Source organism: Salinibacterium sp. PAMC 21357, assembly GCF_000247645.1.
Lineage (GTDB): Bacteria > Actinomycetota > Actinomycetes > Actinomycetales > Microbacteriaceae > Rhodoglobus.
The window spans coordinates 986,200-1,005,447 of the sequence record NZ_AHWA01000004.1 but is presented as its reverse complement, the minus strand read 5'-3'; the positions used below and the strand labels follow the sequence as shown (position 1 = coordinate 1,005,447).

Genomic DNA, 19,248 nt, shown 5'->3' with positions numbered 1-19,248 from the left:
CTTGCCCGGCCTCAGCGCTTGCGACGTCTCCGCGATTGTTCCGCTCTGCGATTGTTCTGCCCCGCGATTGCTCGGCTACGCGGGCACAGCCCAGAGCGCTTCACACGGCAGGCTCACCGTGACGAGATCGCCGACCGCGAGCGGATGCCCGGGGGCTGCCTCGCCGTGCACGTCAGCATCTGCGACCCGCACGATTACTTCGCGGCGCGGGCCCCGCTGAACGATGGCCGTGACGACACCGTGCAGCGCCCGCGGGCCGGAACGTTGGCAGGCAGCGGCGTCGGCATGACGCGTGGCGAGAGCCACAGCATCCGCCCCGCTGGTGAGTTGGCGCAGTGTTGCGGTGACAGCTTCGTGGCGGAAGACGAGCGTGGCGGGGCCGGAGACAACGTCTCCATCGAGCGCGACAGCGCCCAACGCGGAATGGTGCACGTCGTTCTCGATCGTGCCGGCAAAGGCGTTCTTACCGCCGAGTAGCCGGGCGACCGCGAGGGAGGCGGGGCGATGAAAGACGTGATCGACGGTGTCGTGTTGCAGCAGCTGGCCGTTCTCGAGCACGACGATGCGTTCGGCCATGGCGCTGGCCTCATCCCGGTCATGCGTGACGAAGAGGATGGTTGGATTCACGGCCTGGCGAATCTCGGCGATCATCGCGTGCATATCGTCTTTGAGGCCAAGGTCGAGGGCGCTGAACGGTTCGTCGAGCAGCAGCACCGATGGCTTGGCGGCGAGAGCGCGGGCGACGGCCACGCGTTGCTGCTGGCCTCCCGAGAGCGAGTGCGGTGAGCGCCCGCCGAACTCCGCCATGTGCACGAGTTCAAGGTGTTCGCGCGCCCGTTCGCGGGCGTGAGCGCGGCTGAGACCCGCGGCACGATCGGCGAAGGCGACGTTGTCGAGCACCGTCAAATGGGGGAAGAGCAGCGGGCGTTGAAAGACCATCGCAATGCCGCGCTCTTCGGGCAGCAATGCTGTGACATCCCGACCGGCCAAGCGCACGCGACCGCCATTGGCATCCTCAAGGCCCGCAATGATGCGCAGAATCGTGCTCTTGCCCGAGCCGCTCGGCCCGACGATGGCGGTGCTTGTGCCGGGCAGAATATCGAGGTTCACGCCCTGCAGTGCGGCCGGCGATGCGGCCGAGTACGTCTTCGTGACGGCCGTGAGGGTAATCGCCGAGGTCGTCGATTCAGGAGCCGCCGATGCAGCGGTCATCGAATCTGTGGCTGCCGATGTGGGGATCATGACTTTTTCCCTGGGTTGAGGTTGCGGGCACGCGACACGAACGCGAGAAGGATGAGCGGTGGAATCACCGCGGAGAGTGACAACACAGCCACGCTCGATTCGTTACCGATTCCGGATGCGCTGGACGCAATGATCAGCGGCAAGGTGATGAGCTGCCCGCCACCCACCACGAGGGTGACGAGGTAATCGCTCCACCCCACCAAGAACGCCAAAAACGCGGAGCGGGCCAGCGCGGGAGCAATAAGGGGAAGGTGAATGCGCCACAGCGCGAACCGGGAGGTGGCGCCGAGCGTGCGGGCTGCTTCGTCAAAGCCGTCGTCGTAGGCGGCATACGCGACCCGCATCGAGAACGTCGTGTACGGGATTGCGACGACCACGAGCACGAGAATCACGCCAAGCTCGGGCGGCACCCACGCGCGCAACAGCACCACGTTGATGCCGAGAACCGCGGCGAATGGCGGCAGCAGAACGGGCGAGAAGAGCAACACGCTCACGAGTCGACCGAACGGCAGGGTGCGGCGGGAGAGCGCACGGGCGGCCATCGCTCCGACCGGAGTCGCGATGGCTGCGACGATGAGCGAGAGCAGCAGCGATTCACCAAAGGCAGCGACAGCACCGTTCGCGAGGGCGGCAGTGAGACCATCCGTGCCCAACTGCATCGGCAGCAGGTCGGGAGCCGACCACGAGTTCGCAAACGACCACAGCACGAGCGGCAAAAACGGCAGCGCGAACCATAGCGACATGAGCACGGTCGAGAGGATGCGTGCCGTGCGCATCACTCCGCGCGATTGCGAGAGAGGGCGGCCGGCGTCGCCCGGCATCCGGCGTTCGAGCTGGTCGCGGTGCGCGCGCTCGACGTCAACGTTGCTAGTGGAAAGAGTCATCGCCACGCCCGCATTCGACGCAGACCGAGCATCGCGGCGGCCACAACGACGGCCGTGAGTACGACAGTGATGACGCCGATGGCGGCGGCCTCCGGGCGGGCGGTCAAGCTGGCGGAATTGAAGAGGCGCAGCGCCATGACCGAGAGCGGTTCGGGATAAGTCTTGCCGAGCATCCACGCCACTTCATAGGAGCCGAGCGTATAAGCGAAGGCGATAGCGGATGCCACCAGCAGTGACGGCGCCGCCAGCGGAAAAAGTACGAGTCGCAATCGCGCCGGCCGCCGCGCACCGAGCACCGCGGCGGTTTCGTCGTACGACGTGATGCGAGTCGCGAGGGTGCCGACGATGATGAGCGCGATGAACGCTGATTCTTTCCAAGCATATTCGGCAACGACGGCGAACCAGGTTGGGCCGGCGACAAGCGCGGGCCAGGCTTCGGGCGACACCCCGAGCAGTCGAGCAAGGACGCCGGAATCGGAGAGCAGCAGCCCCACGGTCGCTGCCCCGACGAGATGCGGAACTGTCACCGCTGCAGCGCCGAGAACGCCGACGATGCGACCGCCCCAGTTGCCCGAAATGATCAGTACCGCTGTGAAGAAACCGACGACGGCGGCGATTGCCGTGGAGACCACCGCGATCGACAGCGAGAGCAGGGCCGAGGTGAGCAGCTCGTCGGTGTCGTCGAACGCTGCGGTGCTGAGCTCGGCGGCGCCAACAAGAGGCATCAGGCCGAGGCTCTGAAGCAGCGTCGTTCCCACTCCACCGATCACCACGAAGGCGACGGGGATGACCGCGGGCAGCACGAGCAGTCCCGCGCGCAGTTGACGTCGGCGCGGTCGAACCGGCCGTCCCTGCCGCGCGGGTCTCGCCGACTCGGAGACAGACCCCTGCCTCGGTGGCGTGACCGACGGCGCTGCTGTCATTGACCCGCGGCGATCCGGGTGCGCCAGGCCTCGTCGAGGGCGGGAACCCACTCGGCCGAAAGCTCCGGGTTGGCATTGCGTGACAGCATGTCAAAACTCGGCACCACCGGTGATTGTGGCAGTGCATCGAAGAGGGCACGATCAGCGGCGGAGAGAGCATCCAAATCAAGAACCGTGAACTGGCCCCACACGGCAGGGTCAGCCTTGGCGACTTGCTGTTTAACCGAGAGCGCTTCGTTGGCGACGACCATGGCGCCGGCGATGTTGCCGGAGTTCTCGGGATGCCAAAGAAGCTGGCGTTGCCGAGCGTTCCGTCGTCGACGGTCAGCACTCGCGTCGTCTCGGGCAGGGTGCCGTTCTCGACGAGGGCGGTGAGAGTGGCTGGCCCGTAGGTCATCATCATGTCGATCTCGCCGTCGGCAAACAGCTTCGTGAGCTGTTCGGATGTCGCGGGGTACGTGCTGCCTTCACGCCAGAGTGAAGGAGCGAGGGCTTTGAGACGGTCGAACAGGGCCGGAGACAGTTCGTCGAAGGCCTCATCGCTGTAGACCGAGGGCACGTTTTCGTGGCTACCGGACTCGCTGTAAAGAACAGACCGCAAGAAAGCGGAGCCGGTGAAATCGGGGGCCGCCGGGTAAGTGAAGCGACCGGGGTTGGCTTCGGCCCAGTCGAGGATGCCCTCGACTGTGGTCGGTGGGTTTGGCACCGTGGCCGAGTTGTAGACAAAGGAGAATTGCGCTTTGTGCCAGGGGGCTTCGCAGCCCTCAACGGGGGTTCCGAAGTCTTCCGTGAGCAGCGGGTCGGTGTCGGAGACAAAGTTCATGTTGGGGAGGAGTCCGGTCCAGTCGCAGAACCACGCATCCGCCTGCTTACCGGTGCGGAAGTTGTCGCCATTAATCCAGACGAGGTCGACAGCGCCATCCGCATTGCGGCCCGCCTGCAGCTCGGTGAAGACCCGGTTCAGGGCATCCTTCGTGTCGGCAATGGGTACTCGTTCGAGTGTGACTCCCTGCGCTGCCGCGGCCGGAGCCAACACGTCGTCGACGTAGGCATTGCCCTGATCGTCGCCGCCCCACATCCATAGCTTCACGGTCTGGCCGTCAGCCGCGACCTGCACGTCAGACCAATCGAAGAACTCAGGGCCGCGAGGAGTGTTCGTCGGCGCTGAGCACGCGCTCAAGGCCAACGCAGTAAGTGCAGCGGTAGCCAGCACCGGAAGGAGGCGGCGATGAGCGGTCGTGGAGCGTTGAGGGCGAAACGGATGGCGAATCGGCACGCACGTGCTCCTTGACAGTCGAGGAAAGAGGAAGCGCCACGCACCCAGCGCAGCGAACTCTAAGACTAAGTGCGAACGACTTCGTCGCTCAGTAAGCCACATCACAGACGGACTTCATAGCTCCGACATAGCATTGGCCAAATGAAAAAGAACCGCGCCACAGCGCTCTGGAAAGCGGGCGCGTTCGTCGTCTTTCTCGTAGCAATCGTCGTTGTGGCGTTCACGGTTGAGATTCCCAGCGTTGAAGAAATCCAAGGGTGGGCCGAGGGGGCGGGACTGCTTGGTGCTGTGATCTTCATCGTTGCCTACGCCGTGCTAACTCTGACTCCAGCGCCTAAAGCCGTGATCAGTATTGCGGCTGGGCTCGCGTGGGGATTGTGGATCGGCACCCTGCTGGTGCTCGTAGGTGCCGTTATCGGGGCAGCTCTCTCCTTCTGGATTGGCCGCCTGCTGGGGCGCGACGCTGTTGAGCAGTACACCGGCGGCAAGGTTCGCGCCGTCGACGAGATGCTCCGAAAGCGTGGCTTGCTCTCCATGATCGCCCTGCGCCTCATCCCCCTCATCCCCTTCACCGTCATCAACTACGCCGCAGGCCTCACAGCGGTGCGCGTTCGCGACTACATGATCGGCACCGCCGTCGGCATCATCCCCGGCACGATGGCCTTCGTCGCCGTCGGCGCTTACGGGGCTGAGCTCAACAGTGGCTTCTTCATCGCCCTCGGCGCCCTCGGCGTGCTCACCATCGGCGGCGGCATCGTTGCTGGTCGACTGCGTAAGAAAGATGCTGCAGCTGCTGCAGCTGCTGCCGGAGAGAGTCCGGTACTCGCGACGCCCGCCGAGGTTAACGTCACCGTAGAGAAAAACTAGCGATGCTGGATGTCCAGCTGCGTCGAGCGGTCAGCAAACCTCTCAACGCGATGGCCTCCGTTGTCGACGTGCCCTGGATCACCCCTGACCGTCTTACTATCGCCGGACTCGTCCTCGGGTTGGCTAGTGCGGCGCTCGCCGCAACCCAGCTCTGGGCTTGGGCTCTGGTGGCCTGGTTGCTCTCGCGAGTGCTCGACGGTCTTGACGGAACGCTGGCTCGTCGCCGGCTTGATGCGGCATCCGCCCCTCGTGCCGCCACGGCGAGCGAAGCGGGCGGCTTTCTCGACATCACTGCTGACTTTGTGGTCTACGGCGCCACAGTTGTGGGGCTCGCCATCGGCGCGACGACGGCCTTCGATGCTCCGTGGTGGCCGTTCCTGTTAGTCATGTTTGCCTATTACATCAACGGTGCCGCGTTCTTGGCGTTCTCGTCGATCGCCGAGCGCACCGGACGCACCCTGTCAGACGGCGACAACCGCTCGCTGTTCTTTCTCGGTCGGATCGCCGAGGGCGGCGAGACCGTCTTCGTGCACACCCTCTGGCTCGCGCTACCCTTTTTCGCTTGGCAGATCGCGCTCGGGTGGAGCCTCGTGGTTCTCGTCAGCGCTGCCCAGCGCATGATCGTCGGCTACCGCTTGCTGCGTTAGCGCGACGACGCTGGACGCGGGGCTTGCCAGCGCTAGTCGCGCGGCGTGCCCAACAGCGCCCGCCGAATTCGAACGAGAATTTGGATGCCCGACTTCACGACACCGCTCTTCAGTCGGTACTGCACGTCCGCAATTGCGGCATTCCACAGCGCATCGGTGAACGTCGGGTAGGCGTGAGTGGCGCTCGCCAGGGTGCTCGTGGAGAGCTTCGCGCTCACGGCAACCGTCAGTTCGCCGAGGCTTTCTCCGGCGCGCGGGCCGACGATGGTGCCGCCGAGAACGCGTCCGCGCGAGTCGACAACGATTTGGGCGAAGCCGTCATCGTCGCCTTCGGTGATGGCGCGGTCGGTTGCGCCGTGTTCGCCGGTGAAGACGCGGTGTTTGCCTTCCACAGCATCCGCTGCGGTGAGGCCAGCGGCGGCGATCTCGGGCGAGGTGAACGTCACTCGCGGCACGACCTGCTCGTTGAACTTGCGGCGCAATCCGAGGATGGCGTTGGTGCCGACAACGCTTCCGCTCACGCCAGCAACGTGGCTGAACTTTGGCAGCCCGGCGACGTCCCCCGCCGACCAAATGTGCTTATTGGTGGTGCGCAGTGAGGCATCCACGTCAATGTAGCCCTGATCGGAGACGGCAACGCCGGCCGTTTCGGGAGAGAGGGTGTCGAGGTTGGGGGTGCGACCGATAGCGGCGAGCAGGCGATCGAAGGGCACGCGGGTGCCATCATCAAGAACGAGTTCGCCACTGAGGCCATCGCTGGACACGACCTCAACGGCACTGCGGTTGTGCAGCAGGGTGAGGCCGTCGCGGTCGAACGCGGCCTGAAGTAGTTTGCTCGCGCGCTCCTCTTCATCGGGAAGAATGCGGCTGCTGCGGTTCACGATCGTTACGTCAGATCCAAGGCGGCCCATCGCTTGACCAAGCTCACTGCTGATCGCGCCGCCACCGAGAACAACGAGCCGCCTGGGCAGTTCGTCGAGCTCCCAAATGCTGTCGCTCGTGAGCATCTGGATGCTCTCGGTGCCGGGGAAGGTCGGGATGCGCGGCACCGTGCCCGTCGCGATAACGGCCTGCACGAAGGTGTGCGGTGTGCCGTCGATCTCCAGCGAGTGGCGACCGGTGAAGCGAGCATCCCCGTGGGCAACTTCGATGCCGAACTCAGCAAAAGCTTCGGCCGAATCGTGGGGTTCGATCGTGGCGATAGCGTCCTGAACGTGGCCCATGGCGCGAGCGAAATCGACGGTCACGTTCTCGGCGGTGACGCCGAAGTGTTCCGAGGTGCGCGAGACGTGGGCGGCATGAGCGGCGGCAATAAGTGACTTGGAGGGCACGCAGCCGGTCCACAAGCAGTCCCCACCGAGGCGGTGTCGTTCGACAAGCAGCACGCGCGCTCCAAAACGGGCGGCGGTCTTGCTGGCGACAATTCCGGCGCTGCCGGAGCCGATGACGATGAGATCCCACTGAGCGGGCATGCGTGTTCCTTTCGAGAGGGCGTTTGCGCCCAGTCATGTTTAGCAGGGCCAGGTTCAGCGAACCGTACGCTAGGTCACAGTTCGCAGGCAGGGCTCGCCCGTAACATCGGGTCATGGCTACCGAAACTATCGAGAATTCTGTTCCCGCCGACGCTCCCCGTTACGACGGGCTCAAGGCCGTCTTCATCAACTGCACGCTCAAGAAGAGCCCGGAGATGAGCCACACTCAGGGCCTCATGGATTCGAGCATCCGGCTGATGCGCAGTGCCGGAGTGCAGGTCGACAACGTGCGCTTCGTTGACCACGACATCGCCATCGGCGTCTACCCGGACATGCGCGAGCACGGCTGGGAGAAGGACGCTTGGATGGACGAAGTCTGGCCCCTCATTGAAGCGGCAGACATCCTCGTCATCGGCGGACCGATCTGGCTCGGCGACAACTCCTCCGTCACCCGGATGCTCATCGAGCGTCTCTACGCGATGAGCGGCGAGTTCAACGACAAGGGCCAGTACGTCTTCTATGGCAAGGTCGGCGGCGCGCTCTTCACCGGCAATGAGGATGGCGTGAAGCACTCCGCCATGTCCGTTCTCTACAGCCTTCAGCACATTGGTTACGTCATCCCTCCTGCAGCGGATGCTGGCTGGCTTGGCGAAATCGGTCCAGGCCCCAGCTACCTCGACGAGGGCTCCGGCGGTCTCGAGAACGACTTCACTAACCGCAACACGACCTTCATGTCGTGGAACCTCATGCACCTGGCATCCATTCTCAAGAACGCCGGCGGTATCCCCGCCTACGGAAACACGCGCAAGGCGTGGAACGACGGCGAGCACTTCGGCTTCGAAGCCAACCCCGAATACCGCTAGGAAGTCGACATGGCCTGGAAGAAGTACCGCTTCGGCACGCAGTTTTACGATGCGATGTCGGGCGAATGGGCGGTCTATCGTTCAGGTCGTGTTGCCGGTATCGAACTCATGGGTTTGCGCCCGGGAGACACCGTTGTGGACCTCGGCTGCGGCACGGGCCTCAGTTTCGAGCTGCTCGTCACCGCGGTTGGTCCGACGGGCCAAGTGATCGGTATCGACGCGAGCGCCCAAATGCTTCAGGTCGCCGCCAAGCGTGCGGCACGCAAAGGCTGGTCGAACGTGCGCGTGCTGCAGGCGGATGCCACGAAAATGTCGGCCGCGGACCTCGCCGTTGATGGTGCGGTGCCGACGATCGATGCGGTGTTCTCCGCCTACGCCCTTAGCGTGATGGGCAGCCACCCCGAGGTGCTGGCAGAAGCAGAGCGGCTACTCGCTCCCGGCGGCCGCGTCGGGATCGTCGATATGCAGCGACCAGTAGGGGCAGCACGAATCTTCACCCCGCTCGCGCGCCTCGCGTGCCGCATGGGCGGTGCCGATATTGAGGCGCACCCGTGGAAGTGGCTTACTCAACGTGCGGACAATGTGAGGCAGGCAAGTCGTCGCGGTGGGCACATTCAGGCGGTCACGGGAACTCTCAAGTGACCATGTCATGATGGATTCGTGCGGCAATCAGGTCGCCTCAGCCCCGCTGGCGAGCGATCGCCCGTGGTCGCCGCAGCGAAGGGATCCTGAACCACTGATGCCGATTGACAACGGTTCGTTTAGTTGCCTGAGCGAGGTCGACCTTTTTGCGGATCTCTCGCCTGCCGAGATCGCGCAAATGGATCAGATGGCGCCCTCTCGTTCGTACTCGCTCGGCGAGTTGGTCTTTAGCCAAAGCCAGCCCGTCACCGCGCTCTTCATCCTGAAAAAGGGCCGCATCCGCATTTTCCGCGTCACCGAAGATGGCAAAGCGCTCACGATGGCCATTCTCGAACCCGGCGCGGTGTTCGGCGAAATGATGATGGTCGGCCAGCGCATGTACGACAACTACGCCGAAGCCATCGACAACGTCGAAATCTGTCTCCTCAACACCGCGGATGTCGAACGGTACCTACTCGCCGACCCGCGCATCGCCATCCGCATTTCGCGCCACCTCGGCCAACAAGTAGTTCGCCTTGAGGAACGCCTCACCGATCTCGCCCTGCGACCGCTGCAATCGCGCGTCTGCAGCACCCTTCTTCGATTGGCGGAGGCATCGCGCACACCGCGCTTTGCTAATCCCACGATCCGCCTCAGCCACGACCAACTCGCGGGCCTTCTCGGAGCGACGCGAGAATCCACCAGCAAAGCAATGTCAGATCTAGCCAGCCGGGGCATCATTCGTCAGGGGCGCGCTCGCGTCATCATTCAAGACATGGATGCTCTCGGCCAGCTTGCGCGCCAGTCGGCGTAGTCCCACCCGCGGGTACTAGTGACTCGGGTTGATCGGGTAGGTCTCCGGCGCGGTTCGCCGGAGTAAGAAATACTCTCTTCCGCAGTGCACGTAGCGCGGCTACTCTTCACCTATGGGGAGTAAACGCTGCGAGAACTTGGGGATCGCTCGTCGGCAGCATGTGCGTTCGGCGGTGGCCGCGGCATCCGCGATGGTCACTGTGTTGGCGCTTGCGGGCTGTGTTCCGTCGAGCACTGTGAGCTCATCGCCGAGTCCTTCTAGCACCCTGACTGTTTCGGCGTCACCGACGTCTACTCCGGTGCCCACGCCAGATCCCCTCATCATTCCGGGGTGTGACACGATGCTGCCTTTGGCCACCGCGAAGAGTTTGTTCTCCACGGAAACTCAGGCGCTCGGAGACGCTAACGCAGTGCCGCTGTCGGGTTACGAGTTGCCCGAAATTGCGGCGGCAGCAACCAACGCGTCAATTGCTAAGAATTGCGTGTGGGGGATTCCTAATTCTGACGGAGGCTTTAGCCTTGCCGTAACCGACATTTCGGCAACGGATGCCGCGAATCTCAAGGCTGCGCTTCTCGCCGCGGGTTTCTTGGGCGTTACTACCGGCGGTCTCACCACACTCGAACTAGAAGCTGAAACTGAGCTTGGTTCTAAAGCCGATACTCACTATCTCACTGGTGATTTGTGGATTCATTCCTCCGGAACAAGCCTTCAGCTCAGTGTCAATGTCGCCAATGACGCGCTCGATTCTGTGCGTCTCGCAAACCCTACGCGCACGTACTAATCCCGTTTCTGGCGCCCAGACGAGACCTCGACTCACGGCATAATGGGGTTATTGGTGTGCCCCAAGCGCAGACAAGGAAGTTGGATCTACGTGATCACCCCTCTTACTCCCCTGAAGCGGCGGGGTTTCGGTATCGCAGCACTGGTGGTGGCAACGCTCACCGTTTCCGCCTGCGCGGCACCAGCACCAGAATCCACGCCTGATGCAGGTGACCTCCTGATTCTCAGGAAGCCTGCGATCGCAATGCCGCTGCCGGAACCATCACCTATATCTCTGGCTACGGCTTCTCGGCCAGCGCCGGCCAGCTCGACGTCTTCCTCGCCGATGAACTCGGCTACTTTGACGATCTGTGCCTCGACGTCGAGATCAACGCTTCGGGAGCAAATGGGCAACAGCTCGTCTCCTCGGGCCAAGCGGAGTTCACCGCTCTCGGTTCCGCCTCCGATGTGATGCTGGCCGCAGCAAACAGCAAGAACTTGACCGCCGTGGCCACCTACGGCAACACCCCGCCGTTCTCGATCTTCGCCAACGAGAAGATTAAGAGCCTCAAGGATCTCGAAGGCGGTTCGCTCGGTTACTTCATCAACCTGACCCCGATCGCCTCCGCCATGTTGGATGCCGCTGACGTCGATGTCAGCAAGGTCGAACTAATCAAGATGACCAACTACGACCCCACTGTGGTCACGCGCGGACAGGTCGACGCCATCGTTGGTTATGCCTCGAACCAGCCCGAGAGCCTTCGCGCCCAGGGGTTACCGTTCACCGAGTTCTTTCCCTCTGACGTTGGTGTTGAGGGCACCTATAACGTCATGGAGGTCAACTCTGAGTTTCTCGCCGATAACCGTGAAGTGGCGGCGGATTTCATGCGTGCGTCGTTGCACGCCTTGCAGTTCTGTCTCGATAGCGCTGATGAGTGCCTCGACGTCCTCGCGCAGCTCGCCGACGATAACGGTCAAGGTTCCGTCTTTTCGAGGGATCAGCTTGAGCGCACGTGGAACGTTGAATCGCAGTGGGTGAAAGACAGCAACAGTGGGCTCCCGGGAACCCAAACGGTGGCCGATTGGAAGGCAGAATACGAACTCGTCAAGCAGTTCGGCAACGTTGACAACTTGCCGGCCATCACCGACATGATGGATGAAACACTCGTCGCTGATCTCTACGCCGATGGTGAACTGATCTGGCCGGGCCCCTAACCCAACGCCCCTAACCCAACGCCCTAACCCAACGCCCCTACTCGATTCGGATGCCGCCCCTCTCCACCCGGCGCAGCATCCGGTACCACCACAAGGAGAAACTGTGGATACCGCACAGCTACACGCTGGGGTTCATCTTGAGAACATCTCCAAGAGCTTTGGGCCGGAGGGGGCGCGCACGCTGGTGCTCGACAAATTGAGTTTGTCGATCAAGATGGGCGAGTTTGTCTCGGTGATCGGCCCGAGTGGTTGCGGAAAGTCGACGCTGCTGAAGGCTGTTGCGGGTCTGCTTCCGATAGATGGGGGCACCGTGATGATTGACGGGATGACCGTGGAAGCTGCCACGAAACAGAAGAAGATCGGTCTTGTTCCTCAGTCTCCGGCGCTGCTGCCGTGGCGCACGGTGCTCGACAATGTGCGCTTACCGATGAGGGTGAATCCGAAGGCGAATGCGAATCGCAACCTGCGCGACCCTCAAGAAGTTTTGGAGTCGTTCGGGTTGGGTGCGGCGCTCGACAAATATCCGGGGCAGCTGTCAGGAGGCATGCAGCAGCGGGTGGCGATCGCTCGGGCGTTTGTTTTTGATCCCAGCGTGCTGCTCATGGATGAGCCCTTCTCAGCGCTCGATGAGCTGACTCGTGATGCGCAGCGAATGGGTCTGCTCGACTTTTGGCAGTCCAACCGTAAGGCGGTCATGTTTGTGACCCACTCGGTTCCCGAGGCGATCATGCTTTCTGACCGCATCGTTGTTATGGGGGCGCATCCGGGACATTTCGCCGAGATCATTAATGTTCCGCTGCCCCGACCGCGGACTACTGAGCTGTACGCCACTGATGAATTCCGCGACCTTGAGGGTCACGTGCGGGAAACGTTGCGCGAAGTGATGGGACATAAGAGTGCCTAAGTCACGCAATCTCCGCTGGTCGAGCTGGGCTCCCGCGGTCGTCACGTTTGGCATTGCTGCGGTGCTCTGGCAGGTCACGGCGATGGCGAACCCTTACGTGATCCCCACGCTCGATCAGGTGGGGCTAAGTCTCATCACGGATGCCGACGTGTACTGGGCGAACATGCTCGTTACGGGGCTCGAGGTCGTCGTGGGGGCTACCGCGGGCATTGTGGCGGGGTTTGTTTTGGCGATCATCATGGCCGAGTTTCAGATCATGGAGCGCGCCATCATGCCGCTGGTCGTCGTCGTCATGGTCACTCCGATTGTCGCAATCGCCCCGGCGCTGGTGGTGGCATTCGGCTTCGGCATGATGCCCAAATTCATTGTTACGGCCCTTGTCGTTTTCTTCCCGATGCTCGTCAACTCGCTTGCCGGGCTTCGTGATGTGGATGATCGTGCTCTCGATGTACTGAAGACACTGCATGCCAGCCGCTGGGAGATCTTTCGCGACCTTCGCTTCATGGGGTCGATGCCGTACGTTTTCGCGGGCCTTCGCATTGCTCTTCCGCTCGCGATCGTTGGTGCGGCTGTCGCCGAGTTTGTCGCGGCCGGCCAGCAGGCTGGTCTCGGATCTCTCGTGACTATTGCTGCAGCGCAGGCCAATCTGCCGGTGACGTGGGCCAGCATCACGCTGCTGTGTTTCATGGGGGTCGTGCTTATCTCGCTTCTCGCCGTCGTTCGAAACCGCGTGCTGTGGTGGAGCAACAGCGCCACGGCGCACAGACAGAGACCTAGCCGGTAGTGATGCGAGCGGGGTTGTGGTTTTCTTCACCGGCAAAGACGTAGGAGCCGGAGCGAATGCGTTCGCTGACTTCGCGGGCCCATTGTTGTTCTGCGCGCAGGCGCGCGGTCGCGAGTTCGAAAATTTCGCGGACGTAGCTGGGCGTTGAGGTCGAGTTTGCGACATCGGCGATGCGGTAGGTATTGCTGGCAACGCGAGTGTCGATTTCGGTGATGCGGTGTTCGAGCCCGGCAAGCACTTCTTCTCGAGTCAGTGCGTACATAAATGACGTGAGCACCATCACTGGTTTGGTGTCAAAAACGTGAACGGTCCAGAGGGAGTCGCGCAGCATCCGGAGCAGTTCGCCTTTGCCGGCTTCAGTAATGCGATAGGTCGTGCGCTCGGGGCGGTTTCCGGCGGTTTCCGTACCGTTCTCGGCCAGGTAGCCATCGTTTTTGAGTGAACGGAGGGCGTTATAGATCGAGCCGGGCTGAATATTGGCCCATTCGTCGATGTGCCAGGTCATCAGTTCACGGCGGAGGAAGTAGCCGTGAACTGGCTGGAACTGGTTGACAGCGCCTAGCACGACCAAACGAGTTGTAGTCGACATGCCCCAATCGTAGGGCAAGGCTCTTTTGAGCACGGATTTAGCTAGTCTTAGGCCATGCTTCTCAGTGATCGCGACATCCGGGCCGAACTTGCCACTGGCCGTATTGGCCTCGACCCGCTCGATCTCGACATGGTGCAACCGTCGAGTGTTGATGTGCGGCTCGACCGCTTCTTTCGCCTCTTCGACAACCACAAGTACCCGTTCATTGACCCGGCAGTTGACCAGCCAGATCTCACTCACCTGATGGAAGTGGATGCCGACCAGCCGTTCATTCTTCACCCCGGTGAATTTGTGCTCGGTTCCACTTTCGAGCTCGTGACTTTGCCCGATGACGTCGCCGCCCGCCTTGAGGGCAAAAGCTCGCTCGGGCGACTTGGCCTGCTCACTCACTCCACCGCAGGTTTCGTTGATCCCGGATTCTCGGGTCACGTCACTCTCGAACTCAGCAACGTGGCAACGCTGCCGATCAAGCTGTGGCCCGGTATGAAAATTGGGCAGCTCTGCTTCATCAAGACCACCTCACCGGTGGAATCGCCCTATGGCTCTGGGCAGTACGGTTCGCGCTATCAAGGCCAGCGTGGCCCCACGGCAAGTCGCAGTTTTCAAAACTTTCACCGCACCGACGTGCGCGCGAATGATGCGGGTTCGCTCGGGGGTTAGTGTTTGTGCGGCTAGGCCTGAGCGTCGGGCTGCTTTAGCTGCTCCAACTGCCAGCCGAGCCACGGGCTAAACGCGAACGGTGTTGCGGCCACGGCGGTGTGCAGCGATTGAGGGTCAACCCACTCGAATTCGGCGACCTCGGCGGGGTTCGGGGCTGCGGCATCCGTCGTCACTGCACGGTAGACGGGGCAGATCTCGTTCTCGACGATGCCGGAGGAGTCGACGGCGCGGTAGCGAAAGTCGGGCAAGACGAGTTGAACGTCGCGGATGGTGATGCCGAGTTCGTAGCGAGCACGGCGGATGATCGCGTCGGCCATGTCTTCGCCGGGAGCGGGATGTCCGCAGAACGAGTTGGTCCAGACGCCGGGCCAGGTGAGCTTTGAGAGGGCCCGGCGCGTGACGAGCACGGCGCCGTCTGCGTTGTAGACGTGGCAGGAAAATGCGAGGTGCAACGCAGTGTCGGTGGTGTGCACGAGTGCTTTATCCGCGACGCCAATGTGTTCTCCGGTATCAGAGAGAAGTACGACCTGCTCAGGGGTTTCAGTCATGTTCGCGATAGTCTGCCTAGGTGGAACGAATCGAAATGCCGCACCTCTTGTGTCGGCCTACCGCCAGCCTAACTAATGAGTCTGTGGCGACGGAAAGTGTGCGCGCGTGAGTTCCCGCTTGAAGCTTTACGATCGTGTGGCTGAGGATGCCGCCAGCATCGTTATTCGCAGCTATTCCACGTCGTTTTCTGCCGCCTCCCGACTCTTGGGGGTAGAGGTTCGCCAGCACGTTGAGAACATTTATGCCCTCGTGCGCATTGCCGATGAAATCGTCGATGGCGGTGCAGAGGAGGCGGGGCTTGACCTGATTGCCACCACGCGCCAGCTCAATGAACTCGAGCGCGAGACTGAGAATGCCATGGAGCACGGTTTCAGTTCGAATCTCGTCGTGCACGCTTTCGCCTTGACCGCCCGCGAAGTGTCATTCGGTGCTGAGTTGACGGCCCCCTTTTTTGAGTCGATGCGCATGGATCTCAGCCAAAAGGTGCACGATCAGGCCAGCTTTGAGCGTTACGTTTATGGCTCAGCCGAAGTCGTTGGTCTCATGTGTTTGTGCGCGTTTTTGCACGGCCATGATGTCGGCGATGAGCAGCGCGCCAAGCTCGAGCACGGCGCACGCGCTCTGGGCGCCGCCTTCCAGAAGGTCAACTTTTTGCGTGACCTTGCCGATGATTTTGAAACTCTCGGCCGAAGCTACTTCCCGGGCATCGACGTGGCCACTTTCACGGAAGAAGAGAAAGTGCGCCTGCTCGATGATCTCGATGCCGATCTGCGGGATGCCGCGATTGGCTCAGAGCTGCCGGCGAGCAGCAAGAAGGCCGTTGCGCTCGCGCATGCCCTTTTTGCTCAGCTCTCGAAGCGCATCCGGGCGACTCCGGCGAGTGAATTGGTGCGCACTCGGGTGCGCGTTCCTAATGTTGTGAAGCTGAGGTTGGCTGCGGCCGCCGCGATTGGGGTGGGTCCTCGCGAATGAGTGACGTTGTTGTTATTGGTGGCGGTATTGCGGGGCTCGCGAGTGCCTCTTTGCTGGCTAAAGAGGGTCACACGGTCACGCTCCTTGAGGGCTTGCCTGCCGTGGGCGGTCGTGCCGGGTCTTGGGAGCATGATGGTTTTCGTTTCGACACCGGGCCGTCGTGGTATCTCATGCCGGAGGTCTTCGACCACTTCTACAAGCTCATGGGCACGAGTGCTGAAGAGCAGCTCTCTCTCGTAACCCTCGATCCCGGTTACCGGGTGTATTTCGAGGGCGAGACTGACCCGATCGATATTTCGACAGATCTGGGCGAGAATCTTGCCCTGTTCGAAAGCATCGAGCCTGGCTCGGCCGTTCGCATGAGAAAGTACCTCAAGTCTGCCGAAGAAACCTATGAACTCGCGAAGCGGTTCTTTTTGTACACGACCTTTGCCGATCTGCGCACGAGCGCGACGAAAGAGGTTCTCGCTAAGGCTGCCCGCTTCATCCGGTTGCTCATTGAACCGCTCTCGCGCCTGGTTGCGCGCACGGTGAAAGATGACCGCCTGCGCAAGGTTTTGGGTTATCCAGCAGTGTTTCTCGGGTCGTCGCCGTACTTGACGCCGAGCATGTACCACCTCATGAGCCACCTCGATTTGGCTGATGGTGTGCTGTATCCCATGGGCGGATTTACGCGAGTGATTGAGAGCATCGCCGATATTGCTGCGGATGCTGGCGTCACGATTCGTACCAACGCCAAGGTCACCCGCATTGTCACGGTCGATGGGGTTGCCACCGGAGTTGAGTACGTCGATGCCAGCGGTGCGCTTCACTTTGTTGGCGCAGACACGGTGGTTTCGGCCGCCGATTTGCATCACACCGAGACCCAGCTGCTGGAGGCTGCCGAGCAGACGTACCCGGCGTCGTATTGGCAACAAAAGACACCGGGGCCGAGTGCTCTGCTGTTGTATTTGGGCGTCAAGGGCGAGCTTCCTGAACTTGAGCACCACACGCTGTTGTTCATGAAGGATTGGCAAGAGGGCTTCGAGGCCATCTTTGGTGATTCGCCACGTGTGCCCGAGCCGGCATCGCTCTACATTTGCAAGCCGAGTGGTGTTGACCCGAATGTCGCTCCGGAGGGATTCGAAAACGTCTTCGTGTTGGTTCCGATTCCTGCCGACCCCTCAATCGGTCGCGGCGATGTTGACGGCGACGGCGATACCCGCATTGAAACTCTCGCCGATAAGGTGATTGCGCAGATCGGCGAGTGGACAGGCATCCCCGATTTTGCGGAGCGAGTGACGGTGCGCCGCACTGTCGGCCCCGGCAACTTTGCCGATGATCTGAACGCCTGGCGCGGTACCGCCCTTGGCCCGGCACACACTCTCAAACAGAGTGCCTTTTTCCGCGCTGGCAACGTGAGCAAAAAAGTCGAGGGGCTCTATTACGTGGGTGGGTCGACCATCCCGGGCATTGGTTTGCCGATGTGCCTCATCAGCGCGGAAGTGTTGGTCAAACGACTGCGGGGCGATACCTCTCCCGGCCCATTGCCCGAGCCACTCACCCCGCTGGTGATACCTGAACCGCGGCCGTGGCCATGATCATTCTTTACCTTCTCGCGCTGCTGATTTCGCTGACCGGCATGGTGGTGCTTGATCGTCGTTTCTCTCTGTTTTTCTGGCGGGATGCTCGACGGGCCGCGATCGTGTTGGCGGCTGGCGTAGTTTTCTTCCTCGTGTGGGATCTCTTCGGTGTGGGCTTGGGAATCTTTTTTCGGGGAGAAACCGACTTCATGACCGGATTGCTTATCGCGCCAGAGGTTCCTGTCGAAGAAGTCTTCTTTCTGACGCTGCTCTGTTATCTCACGATGAACGTCTACGGTGCGCTTACTCGCTCCAGCCTGCGGGCGTCAGCGTCAGCGTCAGCGTCGGCGTCGGCGTCGGCGTCGGCGGGCACGGCGGCTCGACATCGCGCTAACTCCGACGGGAGTCACGCATGACGTATTGGTTGTTGAATGCCGTCTTCTTGGCGATCGTTGCACTGCTCGCGGTCGCTGCTGTGGCTACGCACCGTGCACCGCGCTGGCGAGCCATCGCCATCACGACGGGCATTCTGTTGGTTATGACCGCCGTCTTCGACAACGTGATGATCTCGGTGGGCCTTGTTGGCTACAGCCCGGATGCGATCAGCGGTGCCTTCATCGGTGTTGCCCCGCTTGAAGACTTCGCGTACGCGGTCGCGGCTGTCGTTGCGCTGCCCTGCCTGTGGACGCTGCTGGGCAAACGTACTTCTGCCAGCCCCGACATCCGCCCCGCTTCGGAGGATAACCGTGCTTAAGGATCTCTTTCTCTCGTCGCGTCCCCTGAGCTGGGTCAACACGGCCTTTCCCTTCGCGGCGGCGTACTATCTGACCGCTGGAGCGATCGACCTCACGTTCGTGCTCGGCACGATCTTCTTTCTGGTGCCCTACAACCTGGCGATGTACGGCATCAACGACGTGTTCGACTACGAGTCCGACCTGCGCAACCCGCGCAAGGGTGGTGTTGAGGGCGCGCTTCTTGACCCGCGGATGCACCGGCCAACGCTCATCGCGGCCGCCGTCACGACTATTCCGTTCCTGATCTATCTCGTGATCGTCGGCAACCCTCTCTCGTGGCTCGTGCTCGCCATCAGCATGTTTGCCGTCGTCGCTTACTCGGTGAAAGGCCTGCGCTTCAAAGAGCGCCCGTTTCTCGACTCGCTCACCTCAAGCACCCACTTTGTGTCGCCCGCAATCTACGCGCTCGTTCTTGCAGGCGCTGTATTCACGCCGCAGCTCTGGGCGGTGCTTGGTGCTTTCTTCCTCTGGGGCATCGCCTCGCACGCCTTTGGTGCCGTGCAAGATGTACTCGCCGACCGCGCGGCTGACATCTCTTCGATTGGCACCGTTATTGGCGCTCGGGCGACAACGCGGTTTGCGGTGCTCGCCTACCTAGCCGGCGGCGTGCTCTTACTCTTCTCGGCGTGGCCGGGGCCGCTCGCAGCGATACTGGTGCTGCCCTATGTGGCGATGTGCGCGCCATTCTGGAACATTACGGATGTCGCTGCTGAGTCCGCCAATCGCGGCTGGCGAAACTTCCTCGCCCTCAATTTCGTCACCGGGTTCTTCGTGACGATGCTGCTCATCTGGTGGGCGCTGATTCGCTAGGCGTGCGTGCGTGCGTGCGTGCGTCGCGTGTTCGCCGGGCC

General features: G+C 61.9%; 23 protein-coding genes and 1 pseudogene. 15 read left to right on the top strand and 9 right to left on the bottom strand.

Annotated elements, in window-relative coordinates; genetic code table 11:
* Positions 1 to 75: 75 nt before the first annotated feature.
* The 5 genes and pseudogenes from ON14_RS08185 to ON14_RS16515 all read right to left on the bottom strand — a co-directional run.
* Positions 76 to 1,242 (bottom strand): ABC transporter ATP-binding protein, encoded by a 1,167-nt coding sequence (locus tag ON14_RS08185; protein ID WP_010204420.1) that lies wholly within the window; start codon positions 1,240 to 1,242, stop codon positions 76 to 78.
* Positions 1,239 to 2,126 (bottom strand): ABC transporter permease, encoded by an 888-nt coding sequence (locus tag ON14_RS08180; RefSeq protein WP_202800920.1) that lies wholly within the window; start codon positions 2,124 to 2,126, stop codon positions 1,239 to 1,241. Before ON14_RS08180 ends, ON14_RS08185 begins: the two co-directional genes overlap by 4 nt.
* Complete coding sequence (locus tag ON14_RS08175; RefSeq protein WP_010204418.1) at positions 2,123 to 2,929, bottom strand: ABC transporter permease; 807 nt, start codon at positions 2,927 to 2,929, stop codon at positions 2,123 to 2,125. The genes ON14_RS08180 and ON14_RS08175 overlap by 4 nt, the downstream gene beginning before the upstream one ends.
* A 116-nt stretch (positions 2,930 to 3,045) precedes the next feature.
* Entirely contained in the window at positions 3,046 to 3,300 is a 255-nt protein-coding gene (locus ON14_RS15985) for a hypothetical protein (RefSeq protein WP_010204417.1), read from the bottom strand.
* A gap of 65 nt (positions 3,301 to 3,365) precedes the next feature.
* Positions 3,366 to 4,427, bottom strand: a pseudogene (locus tag ON14_RS16515) (ABC transporter substrate-binding protein); the annotation flags it as partial.
* Positions 4,428 to 4,466: 39 nt separating this feature from the next.
* Here ON14_RS16515 and ON14_RS08165 point away from each other — a divergent pair.
* The gene (locus tag ON14_RS08165) at positions 4,467 to 5,192 is read left to right on the top strand and encodes a TVP38/TMEM64 family protein (RefSeq protein WP_010204415.1); all 726 of its coding nucleotides are present in this window, start codon (positions 4,467 to 4,469) and stop codon (positions 5,190 to 5,192) included.
* 2 nt (positions 5,193 to 5,194) lie between these two features.
* Entirely contained in the window at positions 5,195 to 5,839 is a 645-nt protein-coding gene (locus ON14_RS08160; RefSeq protein ID WP_010204414.1) for a CDP-alcohol phosphatidyltransferase family protein, read from the top strand.
* Positions 5,840 to 5,871: 32 nt separating this feature from the next.
* Here the strand turns inward: ON14_RS08160 and ON14_RS08155 are convergent, their stop codons facing one another.
* A complete protein-coding gene (locus tag ON14_RS08155; RefSeq protein ID WP_010204413.1) occupies positions 5,872 to 7,311 on the bottom strand; it encodes a dihydrolipoyl dehydrogenase family protein in 1,440 nt (479 codons plus the stop codon).
* A 113-nt stretch (positions 7,312 to 7,424) separates the two neighbouring features.
* On the opposite strand from ON14_RS08155, the gene ON14_RS08150 reads away from it, so the two are divergent.
* The 4 genes from ON14_RS08150 (at position 7,425) to ON14_RS08130 (ending at position 10,390) form a co-directional block, all read left to right on the top strand.
* Positions 7,425 to 8,174: a flavodoxin family protein gene (locus ON14_RS08150; RefSeq protein WP_010204412.1), complete on the top strand. Its 750-nt coding sequence runs from the start codon at positions 7,425 to 7,427 to the stop codon at positions 8,172 to 8,174.
* A 9-nt stretch (positions 8,175 to 8,183) separates the two neighbouring features.
* The gene (locus tag ON14_RS08145) at positions 8,184 to 8,816 is read left to right on the top strand and encodes a class I SAM-dependent methyltransferase (protein ID WP_010204411.1); all 633 of its coding nucleotides are present in this window, start codon (positions 8,184 to 8,186) and stop codon (positions 8,814 to 8,816) included.
* Positions 8,817 to 8,823: 7 nt separating this feature from the next.
* Positions 8,824 to 9,609: a Crp/Fnr family transcriptional regulator gene (locus ON14_RS08140; protein ID WP_026037612.1), complete on the top strand. Its 786-nt coding sequence runs from the start codon at positions 8,824 to 8,826 to the stop codon at positions 9,607 to 9,609.
* A 112-nt stretch (positions 9,610 to 9,721) separates the two neighbouring features.
* The gene (locus ON14_RS08130) at positions 9,722 to 10,390 is read left to right on the top strand and encodes a hypothetical protein (RefSeq protein ID WP_141629972.1); all 669 of its coding nucleotides are present in this window, start codon (positions 9,722 to 9,724) and stop codon (positions 10,388 to 10,390) included.
* 86 nt (positions 10,391 to 10,476) lie between these two features.
* On the opposite strand, the gene ON14_RS16160 is transcribed toward ON14_RS08130, so the two are convergent.
* Positions 10,477 to 10,803, bottom strand: a complete 327-nt coding sequence (locus tag ON14_RS16160; protein ID WP_237719695.1) for a hypothetical protein — start codon at positions 10,801 to 10,803, stop codon at positions 10,477 to 10,479.
* Here ON14_RS16160 and ON14_RS08125 point away from each other — a divergent pair.
* The 3 genes from ON14_RS08125 to ON14_RS08115 all read left to right on the top strand — a co-directional run bounded on the left by ON14_RS08125 (position 10,738) and on the right by ON14_RS08115 (position 13,271).
* On the top strand, positions 10,738 to 11,583 hold the full coding sequence (locus ON14_RS08125) for an ABC transporter substrate-binding protein (RefSeq protein ID WP_337459757.1): 846 nt from the start codon (positions 10,738 to 10,740) through the stop codon (positions 11,581 to 11,583). The genes ON14_RS16160 and ON14_RS08125 overlap by 66 nt on opposite strands.
* Positions 11,584 to 11,686: 103 nt before the next feature.
* Positions 11,687 to 12,487, top strand: a complete 801-nt coding sequence (locus tag ON14_RS08120; RefSeq protein ID WP_010204404.1) for an ABC transporter ATP-binding protein — start codon at positions 11,687 to 11,689, stop codon at positions 12,485 to 12,487.
* Positions 12,480 to 13,271 (top strand): ABC transporter permease, encoded by a 792-nt coding sequence (locus tag ON14_RS08115; RefSeq protein WP_010204402.1) that lies wholly within the window; start codon positions 12,480 to 12,482, stop codon positions 13,269 to 13,271. Before ON14_RS08120 ends, ON14_RS08115 begins: the two co-directional genes overlap by 8 nt.
* Here ON14_RS08115 and ON14_RS08110 read toward each other — a convergent pair.
* Positions 13,261 to 13,860, bottom strand: coding sequence for a PadR family transcriptional regulator (locus ON14_RS08110; protein WP_010204400.1), 600 nt, complete (start codon positions 13,858 to 13,860; stop codon positions 13,261 to 13,263). The genes ON14_RS08115 and ON14_RS08110 overlap by 11 nt on opposite strands.
* 54 nt (positions 13,861 to 13,914) lie before the next feature.
* Here ON14_RS08110 and dcd point away from each other — a divergent pair, with 54 nt between their 5' ends.
* A complete protein-coding gene (gene dcd / locus ON14_RS08105) occupies positions 13,915 to 14,520 on the top strand; it encodes a dCTP deaminase (RefSeq protein ID WP_010204399.1) in 606 nt (201 codons plus the stop codon).
* 11 nt (positions 14,521 to 14,531) lie between these two features.
* Here dcd and idi read toward each other — a convergent pair whose 3' ends face one another.
* Entirely contained in the window at positions 14,532 to 15,068 is a 537-nt protein-coding gene (idi, locus tag ON14_RS08100; RefSeq protein WP_010204397.1) for an isopentenyl-diphosphate Delta-isomerase, read from the bottom strand.
* Between the two features lie 106 nt (positions 15,069 to 15,174).
* Between idi and ON14_RS08095 the strand changes: the two genes are divergently transcribed.
* From ON14_RS08095 to ON14_RS08075, 5 genes are read left to right on the top strand one after another with little or no spacing between them, the layout of a single operon-like run.
* Positions 15,175 to 16,041 carry a phytoene/squalene synthase family protein gene (locus ON14_RS08095; protein ID WP_010204396.1) on the top strand — a complete coding sequence of 289 codons (867 nt, stop codon included), beginning with the start codon at positions 15,175 to 15,177 and terminating at the stop codon, positions 16,039 to 16,041.
* Positions 16,038 to 17,621 carry a phytoene desaturase family protein gene (crtI, locus tag ON14_RS08090; RefSeq protein WP_010204395.1) on the top strand — a complete coding sequence of 528 codons (1,584 nt, stop codon included), beginning with the start codon at positions 16,038 to 16,040 and terminating at the stop codon, positions 17,619 to 17,621. Before ON14_RS08095 ends, crtI begins: the two co-directional genes overlap by 4 nt.
* A complete protein-coding gene (locus tag ON14_RS08085; protein ID WP_010204394.1) occupies positions 17,618 to 18,019 on the top strand; it encodes a lycopene cyclase domain-containing protein in 402 nt (133 codons plus the stop codon). Before crtI ends, ON14_RS08085 begins: the two co-directional genes overlap by 4 nt.
* Entirely contained in the window at positions 18,016 to 18,357 is a 342-nt protein-coding gene (locus ON14_RS08080; protein ID WP_010204393.1) for a lycopene cyclase domain-containing protein, read from the top strand. The genes ON14_RS08085 and ON14_RS08080 overlap by 4 nt, the downstream gene beginning before the upstream one ends.
* The gene (locus tag ON14_RS08075) at positions 18,350 to 19,207 is read left to right on the top strand and encodes a prenyltransferase (protein WP_010204392.1); all 858 of its coding nucleotides are present in this window, start codon (positions 18,350 to 18,352) and stop codon (positions 19,205 to 19,207) included. Before ON14_RS08080 ends, ON14_RS08075 begins: the two co-directional genes overlap by 8 nt.
* Positions 19,208 to 19,248 lie beyond the last annotated feature (41 nt).